At 61.1% G+C, this 16,152-nt stretch carries 13 protein-coding genes; 11 read left to right on the top strand and 2 right to left on the bottom strand.

The window, feature by feature from the left end; genetic code table 11:
• Positions 1–28: 28 nt before the first annotated feature.
• Positions 29–259, bottom strand: a complete 231-nt coding sequence (locus EDD25_RS18365) for a thiamine pyrophosphate-binding protein (protein WP_424948538.1) — start codon at positions 257–259, stop codon at positions 29–31.
• A 52-nt stretch (positions 260–311) separates the two neighbouring features.
• Here EDD25_RS18365 and EDD25_RS17965 point away from each other — a divergent pair, with 52 nt between their 5' ends.
• The 5 genes from EDD25_RS17965 (at position 312) to EDD25_RS08685 (ending at position 4,935) form a co-directional block, all read left to right on the top strand.
• The gene (locus EDD25_RS17965) at positions 312–491 is read left to right on the top strand and encodes a hypothetical protein (RefSeq protein ID WP_241986547.1); all 180 of its coding nucleotides are present in this window, start codon (positions 312–314) and stop codon (positions 489–491) included.
• Positions 492–1,182: 691 nt separating this feature from the next.
• Complete coding sequence (locus EDD25_RS08700; protein ID WP_134172925.1) at positions 1,183–2,295, top strand: C4-dicarboxylate TRAP transporter substrate-binding protein; 1,113 nt, start codon at positions 1,183–1,185, stop codon at positions 2,293–2,295.
• 39 nt (positions 2,296–2,334) lie between these two features.
• Positions 2,335–2,889 carry a TRAP transporter small permease subunit gene (locus tag EDD25_RS08695; protein WP_134172924.1) on the top strand — a complete coding sequence of 185 codons (555 nt, stop codon included), beginning with the start codon at positions 2,335–2,337 and terminating at the stop codon, positions 2,887–2,889.
• Between the two features lie 12 nt (positions 2,890–2,901).
• Entirely contained in the window at positions 2,902–4,281 is a 1,380-nt protein-coding gene (locus EDD25_RS08690) for a TRAP transporter large permease (protein WP_134172923.1), read from the top strand.
• Between the two features lie 39 nt (positions 4,282–4,320).
• Entirely contained in the window at positions 4,321–4,935 is a 615-nt protein-coding gene (locus EDD25_RS08685; RefSeq protein ID WP_134172922.1) for an RraA family protein, read from the top strand.
• A gap of 248 nt (positions 4,936–5,183) precedes the next feature.
• On the opposite strand, the gene EDD25_RS08680 is transcribed toward EDD25_RS08685, so the two are convergent.
• Positions 5,184–6,368, bottom strand: a complete 1,185-nt coding sequence (locus EDD25_RS08680; RefSeq protein ID WP_134172921.1) for a PucR family transcriptional regulator — start codon at positions 6,366–6,368, stop codon at positions 5,184–5,186.
• A gap of 167 nt (positions 6,369–6,535) precedes the next feature.
• Here EDD25_RS08680 and EDD25_RS08675 point away from each other — a divergent pair, with 167 nt between their 5' ends.
• The 6 genes from EDD25_RS08675 (at position 6,536) to EDD25_RS08650 (ending at position 15,826) form a co-directional block, all read left to right on the top strand.
• Positions 6,536–7,867: an MFS transporter gene (locus EDD25_RS08675; RefSeq protein ID WP_134172920.1), complete on the top strand. Its 1,332-nt coding sequence runs from the start codon at positions 6,536–6,538 to the stop codon at positions 7,865–7,867.
• Between the two features lie 34 nt (positions 7,868–7,901).
• Positions 7,902–9,539 (top strand): thiamine pyrophosphate-dependent enzyme, encoded by a 1,638-nt coding sequence (locus tag EDD25_RS08670; RefSeq protein ID WP_134172919.1) that lies wholly within the window; start codon positions 7,902–7,904, stop codon positions 9,537–9,539.
• Positions 9,540–9,607: 68 nt separating this feature from the next.
• A complete protein-coding gene (locus tag EDD25_RS08665; RefSeq protein WP_134172918.1) occupies positions 9,608–11,203 on the top strand; it encodes an amidohydrolase in 1,596 nt (531 codons plus the stop codon).
• Between the two features lie 18 nt (positions 11,204–11,221).
• A complete protein-coding gene (locus EDD25_RS08660) occupies positions 11,222–12,478 on the top strand; it encodes a M20 family metallo-hydrolase (RefSeq protein ID WP_134172917.1) in 1,257 nt (418 codons plus the stop codon).
• A 53-nt stretch (positions 12,479–12,531) separates the two neighbouring features.
• The gene (locus EDD25_RS08655) at positions 12,532–13,935 is read left to right on the top strand and encodes an NAD-dependent succinate-semialdehyde dehydrogenase (protein ID WP_134172916.1); all 1,404 of its coding nucleotides are present in this window, start codon (positions 12,532–12,534) and stop codon (positions 13,933–13,935) included.
• A 424-nt stretch (positions 13,936–14,359) separates the two neighbouring features.
• Positions 14,360–15,826, top strand: a complete 1,467-nt coding sequence (locus tag EDD25_RS08650) for an IS1182 family transposase (RefSeq protein WP_134172915.1) — start codon at positions 14,360–14,362, stop codon at positions 15,824–15,826.
• The last annotated feature ends 326 nt before the right edge of the window (positions 15,827–16,152 follow it).

The raw sequence follows: 16,152 nt of genomic DNA, 5'->3' as shown, positions 1-16,152 counted from the left end.
GTTTGCTCTCCTTCCAGTTGTAGTAGCTTCAGCTATCGACGTCCTTCTTGGCCGCCGAGCCGAACCACGCGTGTGGGTCGAATTCTTGAAATGACTCGCGGCTCCGGTCGGCAACGGCAACGAGGCCGATCATTAGCAGAAGCGAGGTCTGGTCCTGATGCGCAGTGTGCACTGCAATAGCCGCGTTCGCCGAGCAGGGACCGCGCGTGACCATAACGCCTCCGGGCTGACCAGTGAGTCTTGCTTCGGGGAGCGCCATGAACCCGGCTCCACCGCTCGTGTTGGTCCCCGACGTTCTGAGGGTCCCAGCCATGAAGCCCATCGAGCACGTCCAGAAAGCCCTCTCCTGGAACGCTGTAAACCCGCTCAATTCCTGCTGCGGCGAGCTGCCCGACGATGAGATGTCCTTTATGGCATCTGCGAATGTATCTTCTCGTGAAACCGCCGTACTCTACGGCGTTGCTTCTCATCCTGCCACCGTTCAGCTTTGACTCCGAGGTGCCTGCGCCCCCGATTTGAACGCTTAGGCTGTGCATGTGCATGTGCATGTGCATGTGCATGTGCATGTGCATCCGGCTATCCCTTCCGGTGTCGAAGCGGCTTGGGCCCTACATATCGAACGATTCACAGACGCGATCCCCTGAAGTCGCTGATGAATTCTTGACGCGCGTGACGGGAATCCCGGTGTATACAAGCGACGCCGTCGACGGAGCGGAACTTCACTCCGCCGTTAAAGAAGTGTTGACGCACATGGTCGATGAGATTGTAGATCCGACCACCTCCCCAAAGGTGCAGCGCAGCGCAGCGCAGCTCGGACAGGCGCGGGTCGGCAGAGCCTCCCCGCAGAGGCTATGACCTCAGCAGCAAAACAGATTTACGCTCACCGCAACATCGCGCCGAAGCGGCTTCGCGGGTTCACGGAGCTGACCGGACTCGATCTCCATATGCCCGCTCACGCCGCACAAGTCGTGAGCGGCCTGGCTGTGATAGCCCCCGTTCTACCGTCTGGTCCCTCCAGGACAGTGTGCATATGCCCATCGCGCACCACCAAACCGTGTGCACCATCTTATTGCCCATCTCTGCTGCCTTCTGAATAGTTAAGAGGCAAGGGCTTGCGGTTTCGCATTGCTCTGGAACCACCTGCAGCCAAGGTCGGCGCAGCCAAAGCAGAAGGCTAGATCAATGATGAAGAAGCATTCCATGTCGATTGCGGTGTTCGCCATCGCCGCACTTGCCCTGACCAGCTGCTCCGCCGGTGGCGGAGGATCAAATAGCGGAGGCGACTCCGGCGAGGAAAGCTTCTCGCTGAAACTAGCTTCCTACCAACCTCCGGGAGCCGCGGAGCCGGAGGCCACACTCAAGTGGATCGAAAAAGTGAACGAGGCTACCGACGGCCGCGTCGATGTCGAGTACATGTACCAAGAGGCTCTACTTCCTGGCGCCGAAATCCTAAAGGGTGTCGGCGATGGCCGCGCTGAAATGGGCTACGTCGCCGATGCCTACTACCCGGGAGAGCTTCCCCTCACCAACATTTCGGGCGTGCCCTTCATCACGTCTAGCGCCGAGGCCCAGGGCAAGGCGTTCGCCGAACTATACGAGACCAACGAGGCATTCCGCGCAGAGTGGGACAAGCAGGGCGTTCACGTGCTCATGTGGGCACCGGTTCCGCCGAACACCGTCGCACTCACGGAGCCTGCGAAGGACCTCAGTGGCCTCAAGGGCCGCAAAGTTCGCCAGATCGGCTTCTCAGCTGAGGCTTTCCAGCAGGTCGGCATCACCCCCGTCGCCATCTCGCATAGCGAAGTCTACGAAGCGCTACAACGCGGCGTCATCGACGGCGTCTCGGGCGGTTCTCTCGACATCCTCACCGACCGCGATTACCAGGAGATCGCCCCGAACTTCATGGATCTGCGCGCTGGGAACTACGCCGTGTCGGCCGTGATCATCAATAAAAAACTGTGGGACGGTCTGCCTGCCGATGTGCAGGAAGCCATGAATACTGCCAGCGAAGATTACCTCGATATGTACTTGGAGGTGCTCGTGCAGCATGAGGACGCTGCTTGCACCAAGCTACTCGACGCCGGTGGCACTATCACCACACTCGACCAGAACGAAGCCGACGATTGGTCTGAACAGGTCAGTCCGGCGATCAAGACCGCGTGGGAGAGCAACGTAGAGAACTCTGGTTCAACCGGTGACCCGAGCGCCTTCTATGACGAGTACACCGCTGAGGTCAAGAAGTACGAAGCCGAAAGCACCTACGAGCCTGCACTTCAGCGCTGCGCAGCTCGCTAAGTCGCGGATCATCCAACCAATCGAACTAGGTAGTCACACATGACAACTCAAGTCTCGCCACCGAAGAAGCATGCGCTGCGGCGCGCGATCCACGGGGTCTCAATCGTGTTCGCGTTCGTCGCAGCTGCGGCGATCGCGTTCATGATGGTCGCCACCGTCGCCGATGTCGCGAGCCGCTACTTCACCGGCGCCCCGATCCCCGGCGTAACGGAGGTCGGCGAAGTACTCATGGTAACGAGCGTGTTCCTCGGTCTCGCATTTGCAGAATACCGTAACGCTCACGTTCGCGTGACTATCGTTCTTGAGAAGCTCCCTCCGCGCCTAGCAGCGATGATCAGCTCCGTCTGTATGCTCCTCGTGCTCGTGACGCTCGCCTGGATGGTCTGGGTGACCACCGGGCGAGCACTCGAGTCGATCGAGCAGAACGAGTTCCGATTCGGTCTTGTGCAGATTCCTGTCTGGCCCGGTCGCGTAGCGATCGCACTCGGGTTCGCTGCCTACTTCTTTGAGGCAGTGCTGCGTCTCAGCGACAACGTGCGCAATGCCTTCGCCAAAGAGGTCGCACCCGTCAACGCCTCGACGGATCTCTACTAAGGAACGAACAATATGGAAACTATTCCCCTTCTTGTCGCACTCGTCGTACTTCTGATATTGCTGCTCTCGGGCATCCCCGTCGCCTTCTCACTCGCAGTGACCGGCGTCGTGGGTCTCGCCCTAATGTCTGGCGGAGACATCGTCGGCAGTGTTATTGCGGGAACCAGCTATACCGCCGTCGGTCGCTCCGGTCTCGTGGTCGTACCGCTATTCATATTGATGGGCATGTTCACGCTGCACAGCGGTATAGCCGAGCAATTGTTCGCGTTAGCGGCCAAGGTTTTAAAGCGCCTGCCCGGCGGACTTGCAATCGCCACGATCTTCGCCTCGGCCGGCTTCGGCGCGGTCTCAGGCTCGAGCATGGCGAGCGTCAGCACAATCGGTAAGTTAGCGATTAGCGAGATGGTGCGCCACGGTTACAATCGCGGCTTCGCGGGTGCGGCGGTCGCCGTATCGGGTTCGCTCGCTGTTCTCATTCCGCCGAGCGTCATCCTGGTGCTCTATGGGGCGGTCACGGGTGAGTCAGTTGGAAGCCTACTGATCGCCGGCATCATCCCGGGTGTGCTCTCCGCCATTATGCTCACGAGCTTTGCGCTGTTTCTCCCATGGCGCAAGCCTGCGCTCGTAGACGGCTCCCAGGGGCGCCAGCTCGCCGAAAAGGCTAAGGCCGCTGGCAAAGACCACCAGATCGAGCAGATGGATCCAGTGAAGATCAGTGCGGCTTCGGTAACTCGCGCACTGATCGCTATCGCCCTCATCTTCCTCACCGTGATGGGCGGTATTTACACCGGCATCTTCACCCCCAGCGAATCGGCCGCAGTCGGCGCCGTTGTGGCGATGTTGCTGCTTATTAGCCAGCACATCAAGAAGCCGCGTGTGATGCTTAAGAACCTGTCAAGTTCGGTGTGGGACACTGTTTCGCTAAACTCGATGATCTTTATGATCCTTGTTGGAGCTGGTATCTTTTCGTACTTTCTGGTCGCATCGGGTGTGCCCACCGCGATCTCGAAGTTCGTGGTGAGCCTCGATATTGCACCGGAGCTCACGGTGATCCTGCTGCTGCTGATCCTCATACCCGCCGGTATGTTCCTCGACTCCATTTCGCTGCTCGTCATCACGGTTCCGCTTGTCTACCAGCCGATCATGGATCTTGGCTTCAACGGCATCTGGCTTGGCATTCTGGTCGTGAAGCTCATTGAGCTCGGCATGATTACCCCTCCGATTGGGATGAATGTGTTCGTCACGGCCGGCACGACGAAGGGCCTCGGCGTGCACGAGGTATTCAAGGGAGTGATCCCCTTCTATATCGCCGACGTTGGCATCATCGCGATCCTGTTCGCATTTCCGAGTATCGTCACTTGGCTGCCGGATCTCTCATCTGCAGTCGGTTAACGCCGATACCAACCACCCGCATTGACGAAGGAGTCCCTCATGGATGAAACGCTGCAATCGAAACTCGAACACGTCGAGTTCCCAACACTGGGGCACTTCATCGATGAGGGGTTCTGCAACCCGTCGATCAAGGCGATCGCACCCACTATGCGGGTGGTCGGCCGCGCACGCACCGTGAGCGTTCCCGACTCCGATGCCGCAGGAGTCAACGTCGCAATTATGCGAGCGCAACCCGGAGAGGTGCTCGTCGTTGACCTCGGCGACGACGCGATCCACGCCTGCATTGGCGCGGTGACGATCGCCGCGATTCAGACGGTCGGTCTCGCCGGCGTGTTGGTGAACGGCCTCGTCACCGATCTAGACGACCTTGAGCGCGTAGGCCTCCCGGTCTTCGCTCGCGGTAGCACTAGTATGACCACCAAGCGACGCGGTACCGGCAACTCGACCTTCGATGTTCCAGTGCAGGTCGGTGGCGTCACCGTGAACCCGGGCGACTGGGTGCTCGGTGACCGAAACGGCGTACTCGTCGCGACCGATGAGACACTTGAGGCAGTCATCGACGCGGCTCTCGAAAATGATGCAGTCGAGCCCGATCTGCTCGCCCGCATGCGTGCAGGCACTCCGCTCGCCGAGCTGCTCTACATAGGCGGCTAGAACTTTCCCTGGGACTCTTCATCGCCGCGAGAACTCGTATCCCGGCTCGGCGACATCATGTACGAAATTGTGCTCGGCTTCGCTGCCAGCCTGATCGTGGCCGCAGTGCTCTAGTTGCCACCTACACGCCCGACGCCGAATTCGATGCCACCGCCCAGCACGCCTCGTACGACGGAGACCTCGCACGGCAACGGCGCCTACCCCCGGCGTCACGCCCGATGACTGGCGCCGTTGGTGCTGACCCAAAACTACGCCCAAGCGACCACGAGCCTGGCAGCCTGTTGTGGCACTGTGACATCGACCCCGGTGACATCAGCAAACCGGCGGAGGCGATTCATCAGGGTGTTTCGATGACAGAACAAGGCCTCCGCAGAAGCGGCGATGCTTCCCGACGAGAGGTACACACGTACCCCCTCGATCAGTCGGGCTCTTTCTCCAACGCCACAGCGGGCCAGCGCAGCATCGACATCAGCCGTGATAGGCGATCCCGATGCAGCAAGCCGTAGCCGGGCGATGCGCGCCCAGGCGACGGGCATCGTGAGCGCCTCACTGTCCTCAGGAGTCAATAAATGGGCAAGCTCACGGGCGAGGCGCGCGGCGTCGGGGAGGTCCGCGATGCCCTGCACGGCTTTTAATAGCCCGAGACGAAGATTGCTGATTTGTGACGCCGCCTCCTGAACGGCTGACCCGGGTCGCTCGTCGCACGGCCAGAATGCCACGAGTCCGTCACCGAGGTGATGGGTGAAGATCTCCGCATCGCGCTGAGCCGCCGAAGCAACGACGACACGTAATCCCGCCATTTCTTTCCCGATCGCCAGCGCAACGCAGAGCGGTGCAGTCTCTGCGATCCTCAGTTCGTCAGCGATATGGCTGAGCATCTCGGCGGGGGGGCGCATCTCCCCGAAGAGCGCCGCCACATACCCTTGCCGTACCGAGGATTCTTCGTTGTGCATGCGCTCCCGTTCGGCCATATAGGTCGTTTGAGTTTGACTGGCATAGGAATCCACCATGTCCCACACTCGATCGGTGTGGCGTACCAGAAGTCCTGCATCAGCGTCATCGGCGATAGAAGTCAGCTCACCCCACAGGATCGAGAAGTCCAGGCGGATCGCGGTCATCAAGGACTCGATTGGAATCCCGGCGCGTGCACGCGAGACACCAACGTGGGTGGCGATGGCCAATCGTTCTGCCCTCCCGCTGCTGCCCTCGTTTCCCTGGTGCAGTCCTCGAATTAAAGCGGCGAAGGAGGCTGCTCCGGTGCGGCGGATCTCGCTGCTGGGAAGCGGAAGGATGTCATACCCCGGAACGCGAAGAACACGGTTGAGGAAGTGGTCGGTCAGGTCATCGACGGACAACTTGGCCAGTAGCGCGCTCCACCGGTTGGCCCCTTCCTTGGCTGATTCAACATTTTGTGGGCCGGCAAGGGTGTTCATTGCGTCATCTTATGTGCATTTGCACTTAGCTGATGCGTCGACTCGTTTCATTTCGTTGATCGCACAACGGCAATCCACTGAGAGACTTCTATGAATTCCCCTACAGAGGCCGCCGTGGTTTTCAACCTGAATCGCGGTGGGCTTCGCCCTTCACCACGGAGACGCTGATGACGATAGCAAGCGAAGTGACAAATGTTGAGGCTGGTGCGACCCGGCAGATCACAGACAAGGAAGCCACGAAAGTTGCGGTCGGGGCCCTCATCGGCACCGCCATGGAATGGTACGACTTCTTTCTCTTCAGCGCGGCTGCCGCGCTGGTTTTCAACGTCCAGTATTTCTACAGCGAGAATGCCACGGCTTCAGCTTTGGCTGCCTTCGCCACCTTCGGAGTCGGGCTCGTCGCTCGTCCGCTCGGCGGAATGTTCTTCGGGGCGATGGGCGATAAAATTGGCCGCCGTAAGACACTGATGATCACCATCGCCGGTATCGGGATTATTACAGGCCTGATCGGGCTGCTACCCACGTATGCCGCCATCGGCGTGGCCGCACCAATCCTGCTCGTTCTGCTCCGCGTATTGCAGGGCCTCTTCGTCGGTGGTGAATGGTCTGGTGCCATGACACTTGTCGTTGAGAACGCACCCCTCCACCGCCGGGCGCGCTATGCCGCAATCCCGCAGATCGGCTCGCCGATCGGAACGATCCTCTCGTCGGGAGGGTTCTTCCTCATGACGTACTTGTTCTCACAGGAAAACTTCTCCTCCTTCGGCTGGCGAATCCCGTTCCTGGCGGCCTTTCCGATGCTTCTGCTCGCGCTCTACATCCGCAGCCGTCTTGAAGAGTCCCCGGTTTTCACCGAGCTCGTAGAAAAGGGCGAGACGGAGAAGGCACCCATTCGGACCACCCTCGTGAACCATTGGAAGCAGATCATTGTTGGCATGGCTGCAGGCATGCTCGGCGTAGGTGGGTTCTACCTGGTGACGGCGTTCGTCGTTTGGTACGGCGTCACCACGTTGGGGTATAGCGCTCGACTGATGTTGCTCGGCGGCATGATCGCTGCGGTCGTTGAGATACCGGTGCTGATCGTCGGAGGCCGCCTCGGGGAACGGTTCGGCGCCAGCCGAGTCATCTTCTTCGGCGGCATCGTATCTGCCATTGTTGCGGTTCCAGCTTTCCTGCTGATCGTCAGTGGAATCCCGGTACTGGTCGTCATCGGTATGACCCTTGCGGTCGCCGCGCTCTCATTCCCCTACGCGGCGTCCGGCACGGTGCTCACCGGCCTGTTCCCGGCACGCACGCGGTACACCGGTGTTGGGTTTGCCCAAAACACCGCAGGGATGGTCAGTGGATTCGTTCCGTTGCTCGCTACGGCCCTGGTCGCCTCCGCTGGCAATCAGTGGTGGCCTGCGGCAGCCATTTTGGTCTTCCTGTCACTGTTCACCGCCGTCGCAGGCCACATTGCCCCGCGCATGAGCGTCGACTTGCCCGGTTTCAAGCACTAACCACCTTCAGCTGTACTACCGGAAAGTTTCTCTCATGTCACAATCGGCTGGTCACCTCATCGTCGCCCAACTCGAAGCCCACTGCGTGCGCCGCGTCTACGCGGTACCCGGCGAGAGCTACCTCGATGTCCTCGACGGTCTGCACGATTCGCCCATTGAGACCGTGGTATGCCGCCACGAGGGTGGTGCCGGGTTCATGGCATTGGCCGAGGGGCGGCTCACCGGGACACCTGGAGTGGTGATGGTGACCCGTGGACCAGGCGCGGCGAACGCGATGATTGCCGTGCACACGGCTTGGCAGGATGCAACGGCGCTTGTGCTGTTCGTTGGCCTGATTCCCGTGTCGGACCGCGAACGCGATGCCTTCCAGGAGTTCAGCCTGGCCGGGTGGTTCGGAAGTACCGCCAAACGCGTCATGGTGCTCGATGATTCCAACCGTGCCGGTGAAATGGTAGCCGAGGCGATGCACCTGGCCGCGTCTGGCCGTCCCGGTCCGGTTGTTATCGGACTGCCCGAAGATGTTTTGGTTCAGCAGGTCGGGGTGGCCCGCGCCCTGGTCCGTCCGGTCGCCAGCGCCACGCCATCCACGACGGAGATCGCGATGATCGCAGAGAAGCTGGCAACAGCACAACGCCCACTCATCGTCGCCGGCGGGGACGGCTGGGATGAAGCGACCGGCCAAACCTTGATGGAGTGGGCGGCGAGTGTGGCAATCCCCGTGGCAACAGACTGGCGGGCCTACGACGTTGTGCCGCACTCCGCCGCCTACGCGGGCTGGTTGGGCTACGGCCGTGCGGATACGCTCGCCGCTCGGCTCGACGAGGCGGACCTTCTTCTGTTTCTCGGTTGCGGCCGGTCTGACGTGCTCAGTGACGGGTACACTCGCGGATTTGCGCAGCCAACACTGTTGGTTCTTCCCGATCCTTCCGCCACCATGCACTCTGGCCGCATCGACCAGCATGTGCTCAGCACCCCAGGCGCCTTCGTCGCCAAACTGCCAACACCCGAATCCGCCCGTGGTAACCGCACGGACGATTGGATGACGGCGCTGCACCGAGACCAGCAACGCTTCGCAACGCCGCAACCAGACGGTGGCCTCGGCGTTGACCTGGGAGTGGCCTTCGAGGCCCTGGAACGCGTGCTGCCCCGTGAACGCGTACTCACCTACGGTGCCGGAAACGCCACAATCTGGGGCCACCGATACCTTTCCCACATGCAGGCACATTCCCTAGTTGCCCCACGCAATGGGGCCATGGGGCTGGCCGTGCCCTCGGCCATTGCCGCCTCCCTGATCTTTCCTGACCGGCAGGCCGTCGCGATCTGCGGTGACGGTGATTTCTTCATGAATGCACAAGAAATCTCTGTTGCGTTTGCCCGGGGCAGCACTCCGCTCGTGGTCGTCGTGGACAACGGAATTTACGGAACGATTGTGCAACACCAGCGAGCGCACTATCCGGGTCGTGCCTCGGGAACGTCAATGACGAATCCCGATTTCGCCGCCTGGATGAGATCCTTTGGCGGACACGGTGAGCTCGTGGAACGCACCGAAGACTTCGAATCCGCGCTCCTCCGCGCACTGTCCAGTGGTGTTCCGGCACTGCTGCACTTGCGCACCGATCCCGAAACAATGCCCCCCTCAGCAACCAACACGATAACGGCGGCACGTCCTTGATTCTCGACAGGATCGTTCAGGGAGCAACCATCCTGACCTTGGACAAGCGGCGCCCCACCGCCCACAGGATGGGTATCCTCAATGGCCGTGTCGTCGGCTTCGATGAGCAAATTGAGGGGTGCACGGCAGCCGAAATTGAAGACTTCCCAGGGGCGACCATCGTCCCTGGATTCATCGATGCACACTGTCACACCACGTGGTGGGGTCTCGGTTTGTCCGCCGTCGACATGCAAGAAGCTCGTGGTCTGAACAGCCTCTACGAGCTTCTTGAGACTGAAACTCGGCGGCTCGCCAGCGAGCCAGGCGTTGAGCTAGGGGCTTGGGTCAAAGGAACCGGCTTCAACCACAAGCATCACGAGGGTCAGTTTCCGGATATCCGGCGGCTCGACGAACTGACCGGTGACCGACCGTTGTATCTGCGCCATGTGTCCGGGCATCTCTCAATCACCAACTCCGCCACGTTGCGGCTCGCCGGCGTCTTCGAACCTGGCTTTTCGGATCCGGACGGCGGGGCCGTGCTCCGCGACGTCGACGGGTACCCGACCGGGGTGATCGAGGAATCTGCTCAGGCCCTGATCCAGAACCTGTTGTTGCCCTACTCGGTTGCACAGATCGTGCAGGCGCTCGACGATGCAACCAGTCGATATGCAGAACAAGGCATCACGAGTTTCACCGAGGCTGGAATCGCCGCAGGCTGGATCGGCCACAGTCCCATCGAGGTTCAGGCCTACCAGCAGGCACACCGTGACAAACGGCTCCATGCCCGAGCCCAGCTGATGCCGACCCTCGACGCTTTGCACCCGCTCAGTGGGCACGCAACCGACATGCACGACACTGGCCGCGGACGAGGAATCGATCTTGGTATCGGTGCAGGTTTCGGTAACGACTGGCTATCGCTTGGGCCGGTCAAGGTATTCATGGACGGGTCTCTTCTGGGTGCGACCGCCGCAGTCACGGAAGACTATTGCGGGCACCCGCACAACAGTGGCTATTTGCTGGACGACCCGCAGACCTACCGAGAACGCGTAACGGACGTCTACCGGGCGGGCTGGCCGATTGCGTTGCATGCCATTGGAGACGCGGCTATCGACCTTGCCGCCGAAATCATCATCGACTGCCAGGACCGATTCGGTCGCAACGCGCTGCCGAACCGCATTGAGCACTTCGGCATCTCGCGCCCGGATCAGGTCGCCCTCATAGCCCAGGCGGGAATCGCCGTAACCCCCCAGGCCGGGTTCATCGGCCCGCTGGGTGACCAGTTCGCGGAACTCGTCGGAGTCGAACGTGAGGGCTGGCTGTACCGAGGCCGGACACTCGTCGATGCCGGTGTCATTGTTGCCGGTAGTTCTGACCTGCCGGTCGCCGACAACAACGTGCGCCGAGCCCTGCAGTCTTCCGTAGATCGAAAAACGGAGAACGGTCTGGTGCTCGGCGGGCCCCACGAGGGAATGACCCCTGAAGAGGCACTCCGGAGCTACACCGAGTGGGCCGCCATCGCCACCGGCACGATCGACAGCCGGGGAACCCTTGTGCGCGGAAAGCTCGCCGATTTTGTAGTCCTGTCCGGCTCCCCACTGACCTCTGCCGACATCGGCACGCTCGACGTCATTGCGACCGCTGTTGATGGCCATTTCAGCTTCGACTCGCGCACCACCACCAACTAACCCGATCGGAGCACGTCCATGAGCACGAGCACGGAGCAGCAACAAGCATTTCTGGCAGATTTTCGTTCAATGAGCTCTTTCGGAGCCACGGCAGGGAGCGGAGTCGATCGACAGGCCGCCACGGCGGCCGATGGCCAGACTCGAAACTGGTTCCGCGGACTAGTCGAAGGCCACGGTTTTGAGGTGCGGTACGACCAAGTCGGAAACCAGTTCACGCTCGTGGAATTCGTTCCCGGCGCGCCCTACATTGCCATAGGATCGCATCTGGATTCGCAACCGCTCGGCGGCCGCTTTGACGGAGCCTACGGTGTGCTGGCGGGTGCCCACGCCGCCATGCGGTTGCGGGAGGCTTTCGCTCTCGAGGGAGGGATTCCCCTTTATAACATCGTCATCATTAACTGGTTCAACGAGGAGGGCTGCCGGTTCAAGCCCTCCATGATGGGCAGCTCGGTCTTCACCGGAAAATTGCCCGCCGAGCAGGTATTGGCCACGACGGACTCTCAGGGGGTAACGGTTCTGGAGGCGCTTGAGTCGATCGGCACGATCGGGAACTTCAATCTTGAGGTTGCCGCGTACCTCGAAATCCACATCGAGCAGGGACGCTCGTTAGAGGATGACGGTCTCAGTATCGGTCTAGTTGAATCAACCTGGGGTGCCAACAAGTACGAGTTCGTGGTGCACGGCGAGCAGGCTCACACGGGAGCCACCGAGATTGCTGATCGCTCCGACGCCCTGCTGGGCGCTTCCGCGCTGGTGGTGGCGGCGCGAGAAATCGCCAACCAGTTCACGACGGACGAGCACATGGTCATCACCTCCTGCGGAGAGTTCACCGTGTTCCCGAACTCGCCGGTCGTCGTAGCCAGTCGCGTCAATTTGTTGGTCGACGTTCGCAGCACAGACCCCACCGTGCTGGCCGCTGCCGATGCTGAACTGCACCGTCGAGTCACCGACATTGAACAGTGGGCCACAGTGAGATTTGAACGAGGTGCCGAGCACATCTGGGCGGCGAAAGAATACGACGCCGCGGGATTGCTGCTGGCAGCGGCCAGCGCCGAGAAACTGGGTCTGCCTTACGGTACCGTTCGCACCCGCGCCGGTCACGACTCGACAAACATGAAGGACATCGTGCCGACTATCATGCTCTTTGTGCCGAGCGCCGACGGGATCTCGCACAACGAGCGCGAGTTCACCTCGGACGCCGACATGCTCGCCGGGGTCGATCTGCTCACCGACCTCGCACGACGGCTAGTGATGGGAGAACTCGTTCACCCCTGACCGAGCGGCCAGAGACACCCCAATCAAAGTACGAATCAGATTAGGAGGGCATTGTGACCTTTTACGCCGTATCCAACCCGGCAACCGGGGAGTCAGTCCAGGAATACCCCACCGCGACGACTGTTGAGGTCGAAGCTGCATTGATCGCTGCAGCCGCAGCATTCGAGAACTGGCGATATTCCGCCATTGCTGATCGGGTGAGCCTGCTGCGGCGGGTCGCCGAGCTCTACGCAGCACGACGTGACACTCTCGCCGCCACAATTACGCGCGAAATGGGCAAGCCGATCTCGCAGGCTGAACTTGAGGTCGACCTCGTGATCTCGATCTACAACTACTACGCGGACAACGGCCCTGGATTCCTGCAGGACGAGGCCCTGAACGTCGTCGGCGGCGGAACCGCTGTGGTCAGGAAGGAGGGCCTCGGCCCAATCTTCGGAATCATGCCGTGGAACTATCCGTACTACCAGGTCGCTCGTTTCGCCGCGCCCAACCTCATGAATGGCAACACGATCCTCCTGAAGCATGCACCCCAATGCCCAGAGTCTGCTCTGGCCATTGAACAGATCTTCCGGGATGCGGGCGCACCTCACGGAGCCTATGTGAATATTTTCACCACCAATGAACAGGCCGCCCTCATTATCGCCGACCGCCGCATTCAGGGTGTCTCTCTGACCGGATCCGAGCGCGCGGGTGCTGTAGTGGCGGAAATAGCCGGACGCAACCTCAAGAAGGTTGTTCTCGAGTTGGGGGGATCCGACGCGTTCGTGGTGCTGGAGTCGGCCAATGTCGCGCATGCGGTCGAGCAGGCTGTGCTTGGTCGCTTCGGCAACGCCGGGCAGGCGTGCAATGCGGCCAAACGGTTCATAGTGACCGAGGCCGTCTACGGGGACTTCCTCGCGCAGTTCACTACCGCGGTTTCTGCCATCCGGGTGGGTGACCCCCGCCATCCTGAGACTTTTATGGGTCCAATGTCGTCGGTGGCAGCGGTGGATGGTCTCTCTGAACAGGTCGATGATGCCATCAGCAAGGGCGCCACTGTGGTTGTTGGTGGCGCCAGGCTGGATCTACCTGGTGCCTGGTACCAGCCCACTATCCTCACCGGGGTGACGCCGGAAATGCGGGCGTATACGGAAGAGCTTTTCGGTCCAGTCGCCGTTGTGCACAGGGTCGAAGACGAAGACGAAGCCGTTGAGTTGGCAAATGCGTCGGCGTATGGGCTCGGCGCAGCAATCCAATCCACAGATCTGGTCGCTGCAGAGCGGATGGCTGACCGTCTCCAGGTCGGAATGGTAGTCGTGAACGCGGCCCCGGGCACTTCCGCGGAGTTGCCGTTTGGTGGCGTAAAGCGATCCGGAATCGGCCGAGAACTGGGTAAGTACGGCATGGAAGAATTCGTGAATACCAAGCTGATACGCATCGCTCCTCCGCTCCCGCCCACGACGCTTTCGATCGACTGACGGCGGGGAGAGCAGTCGCAGGCAGGCGGCTCTTGAGGCACCGGACCTAGCGATCCTTGGGGGTGAGAACTTTGACGTTTGTCTTGAGTTTCGGGCGGCCTTCCCCAGAAGGCGCGCCCGGTCGATATAGGCATCGACGCGAGTGTCGAGTGTGCGAAGGGCCTGACGTAGTTCGGCAGGGGCGCGCGGTCGGTCGGCCGTGCAGAGCGGGACGAGGAGCCGGTTGTGGACCTTCGTGCAGAAAAGCGCGATTCAATGCCGTCGCCGGTCAGGGCGCAGGTGTTCGTTTTCGGGATGCCCGAGCCAGGTACCGCATGTGATCTAGGAGACTTTCAGCCCGCTGTTTCCTAGGACGCTGCTGATTAATCTGGGGTATTAAGGCGCGCCTGCTCGGGTTTGCGGGCCGATGATTAAGACTTGATTCATGCAGGGTCGTGATGATGGTCAACGTCAGCTTTTGGATGTCGAGTCGATGGCGGGGCATATGCTTCCAGCGGGTTCCGTGTTCAAGTTCCTCGCCGATCATCGGCACGAGTTGTTCCCCGATGACGCGTTCGAGGATTTGTTTCCGTCCGGTCGGGGGCGCCCGTCCACTCCAGTTGATGTGATCGCGTCGGTGATGGTGTTGCAGACGTTGCATAGCCTCTCGGATCGGGAAACGGCCGAGGCTGTCACGTTCGACTTGCGGTGGAAAGCGGCCTGCGGGTTCGCGTTGACGGACGCGTCGTTTCATCCGACGGTCCTCACGTATTGGCGCCGCCGCCTCGCGAACAGCACGCGCCCCCACCGTATTTTTGAGGCAGTGACCGAGGTTATCGAGCAGTCCGGGGCGTTATCGGGTCGGAAGCGACGTGCGTTGGACTCCACAATTTTGGAGGACGCTGTCGCGCGTCAGGACACCGTCACACAGCTCGTTGCGCAGATCCGCCGGGTGGGCCGGGAGATTCCCGGCGCGGATGTGCTCGTGTCCGCGTTGACCGGTCACGATTACGCGAAGCCAGGGAAACCGGATATCGCGTGGGATGACCGAGCCGCTCGCGACGACCTCGTGTCCGCGCTCGTCACCGATGCCCTGTCCTTGCTGGCCGGCATTGACCCGACGGTTCTCACCGACGCGCAGCAGGAAACCGTCGCCCTGCTCGCGTTGGTCGCCGGGCAGGACGTTGAGCCGGCGGACGGGTCGCATGAAACGGAGGGGCGGTGGAAAATTGCACGGCGGGTCGCCCCGGACCGGGTCATTTCCACCGTTGATCCTGATGCCCGTCACGCGCACAAGAGCCGCCAGAAGAAAGTCGACGGCTTCAAAAGCCACATCATCATCGAACCGGACACGGGCCTGGTGACCGCGGCGATCCTGACCAAGGCGGCTGGTTTGGCCAACAGCGACGCGGCCCGCGGCATGGAACTAGTCACCAAAGACACGAGCATCGGCGCCCAGAACGTCGATGTTCTGGGCGATTCTGCTTATGGCAGTGGTGAGCTTCTCGCCGCGATCACCGCCGCCGGTCACACCGCGATCATCAAACCACCGCCGCTGGGACGGGCGATTCCCGGCGGCTTCACCGTCGATGATTTCACTATCGACGAGACCACGAACACGGTCACCTGCCCAGCGGGTCAGACCCGCCCACTCAGTGCTGCGGGGCGCGCAAGTTTTGGTAGTTCCTGCGCCACCTGCCCCCTCATGAAGCAGTGCACGACGGCGAAGAGCGGCAAGAAAATGCTGCTCCGTGAGCATGATGCCATCCGCCGGGAGCACCGTGTCCGGGCTCAGGGCCATAGGATAACACCCCGGAAGACGGCCACCCACGGCCGCCGGCCGCAGACGGCCATCAGAGACCGCAACCGCCCCGCACGCGAAGATCAACACCACCACAAAAACGAGAAATGACAGGCGTCACCATGAAATACACAGGCCAAAAATCGCTCTCACGACTCGCCAGGCCTCCCCACAACCCCTAAATCAGCAGCGTCCTAGCCCGCACCGCCAAGCACGGCTTCAACGTCAAGGTCAACGACAGCAACAAAGTACGAGACGCCGTGCTCACCACTCGCACACTGCACGTGACCCTGGCAGACACTCTCACTTGGGAGATTTCCCGGGAAGGCGACCGTGTCCGAAGAACCGACCGCTCCGATCATGTCGAGCGAGCGCTCCTGACGGCCCTGTCGACCAGTTGACGACCCGCCCGTGCCAGACCGGATGATCAGCGAATA

The organism is Cryobacterium psychrophilum, assembly GCF_004365915.1.
Lineage (GTDB): Bacteria > Actinomycetota > Actinomycetes > Actinomycetales > Microbacteriaceae > Cryobacterium > Cryobacterium psychrophilum.
Note: the sequence above shows the minus strand (reverse complement) of the source record. Positions and strands in the feature narration are given on the sequence as shown.

Coding starts and splice junctions, on each gene's coding strand:
- EDD25_RS08680 (WP_134172921.1), bottom strand. CDS start 6,368: ATGAACACCCTTGCCGGCCCACAAAATGTTGAATCAGCCAAGGAAGGG.
- EDD25_RS08670 (WP_134172919.1), top strand. CDS start 7,902: ATGTCACAATCGGCTGGTCACCTCATCGTCGCCCAACTCGAAGCCCAC.
- EDD25_RS08660 (WP_134172917.1), top strand. CDS start 11,222: ATGAGCACGAGCACGGAGCAGCAACAAGCATTTCTGGCAGATTTTCGT.
- EDD25_RS08700 (WP_134172925.1), top strand. CDS start 1,183: ATGATGAAGAAGCATTCCATGTCGATTGCGGTGTTCGCCATCGCCGCA.
- EDD25_RS17965 (WP_241986547.1), top strand. CDS start 312: ATGAAGCCCATCGAGCACGTCCAGAAAGCCCTCTCCTGGAACGCTGTA.
- EDD25_RS08695 (WP_134172924.1), top strand. CDS start 2,335: ATGACAACTCAAGTCTCGCCACCGAAGAAGCATGCGCTGCGGCGCGCG.
- EDD25_RS08665 (WP_134172918.1), top strand. CDS start 9,608: ATGGGTATCCTCAATGGCCGTGTCGTCGGCTTCGATGAGCAAATTGAG.
- EDD25_RS08675 (WP_134172920.1), top strand. CDS start 6,536: ATGACGATAGCAAGCGAAGTGACAAATGTTGAGGCTGGTGCGACCCGG.
- EDD25_RS08685 (WP_134172922.1), top strand. CDS start 4,321: ATGGATGAAACGCTGCAATCGAAACTCGAACACGTCGAGTTCCCAACA.
- EDD25_RS08690 (WP_134172923.1), top strand. CDS start 2,902: ATGGAAACTATTCCCCTTCTTGTCGCACTCGTCGTACTTCTGATATTG.
- EDD25_RS08650 (WP_134172915.1), top strand. CDS start 14,360: ATGCAGGGTCGTGATGATGGTCAACGTCAGCTTTTGGATGTCGAGTCG.
- EDD25_RS18365 (WP_424948538.1), bottom strand. CDS start 259: ATGGCGCTCCCCGAAGCAAGACTCACTGGTCAGCCCGGAGGCGTTATG.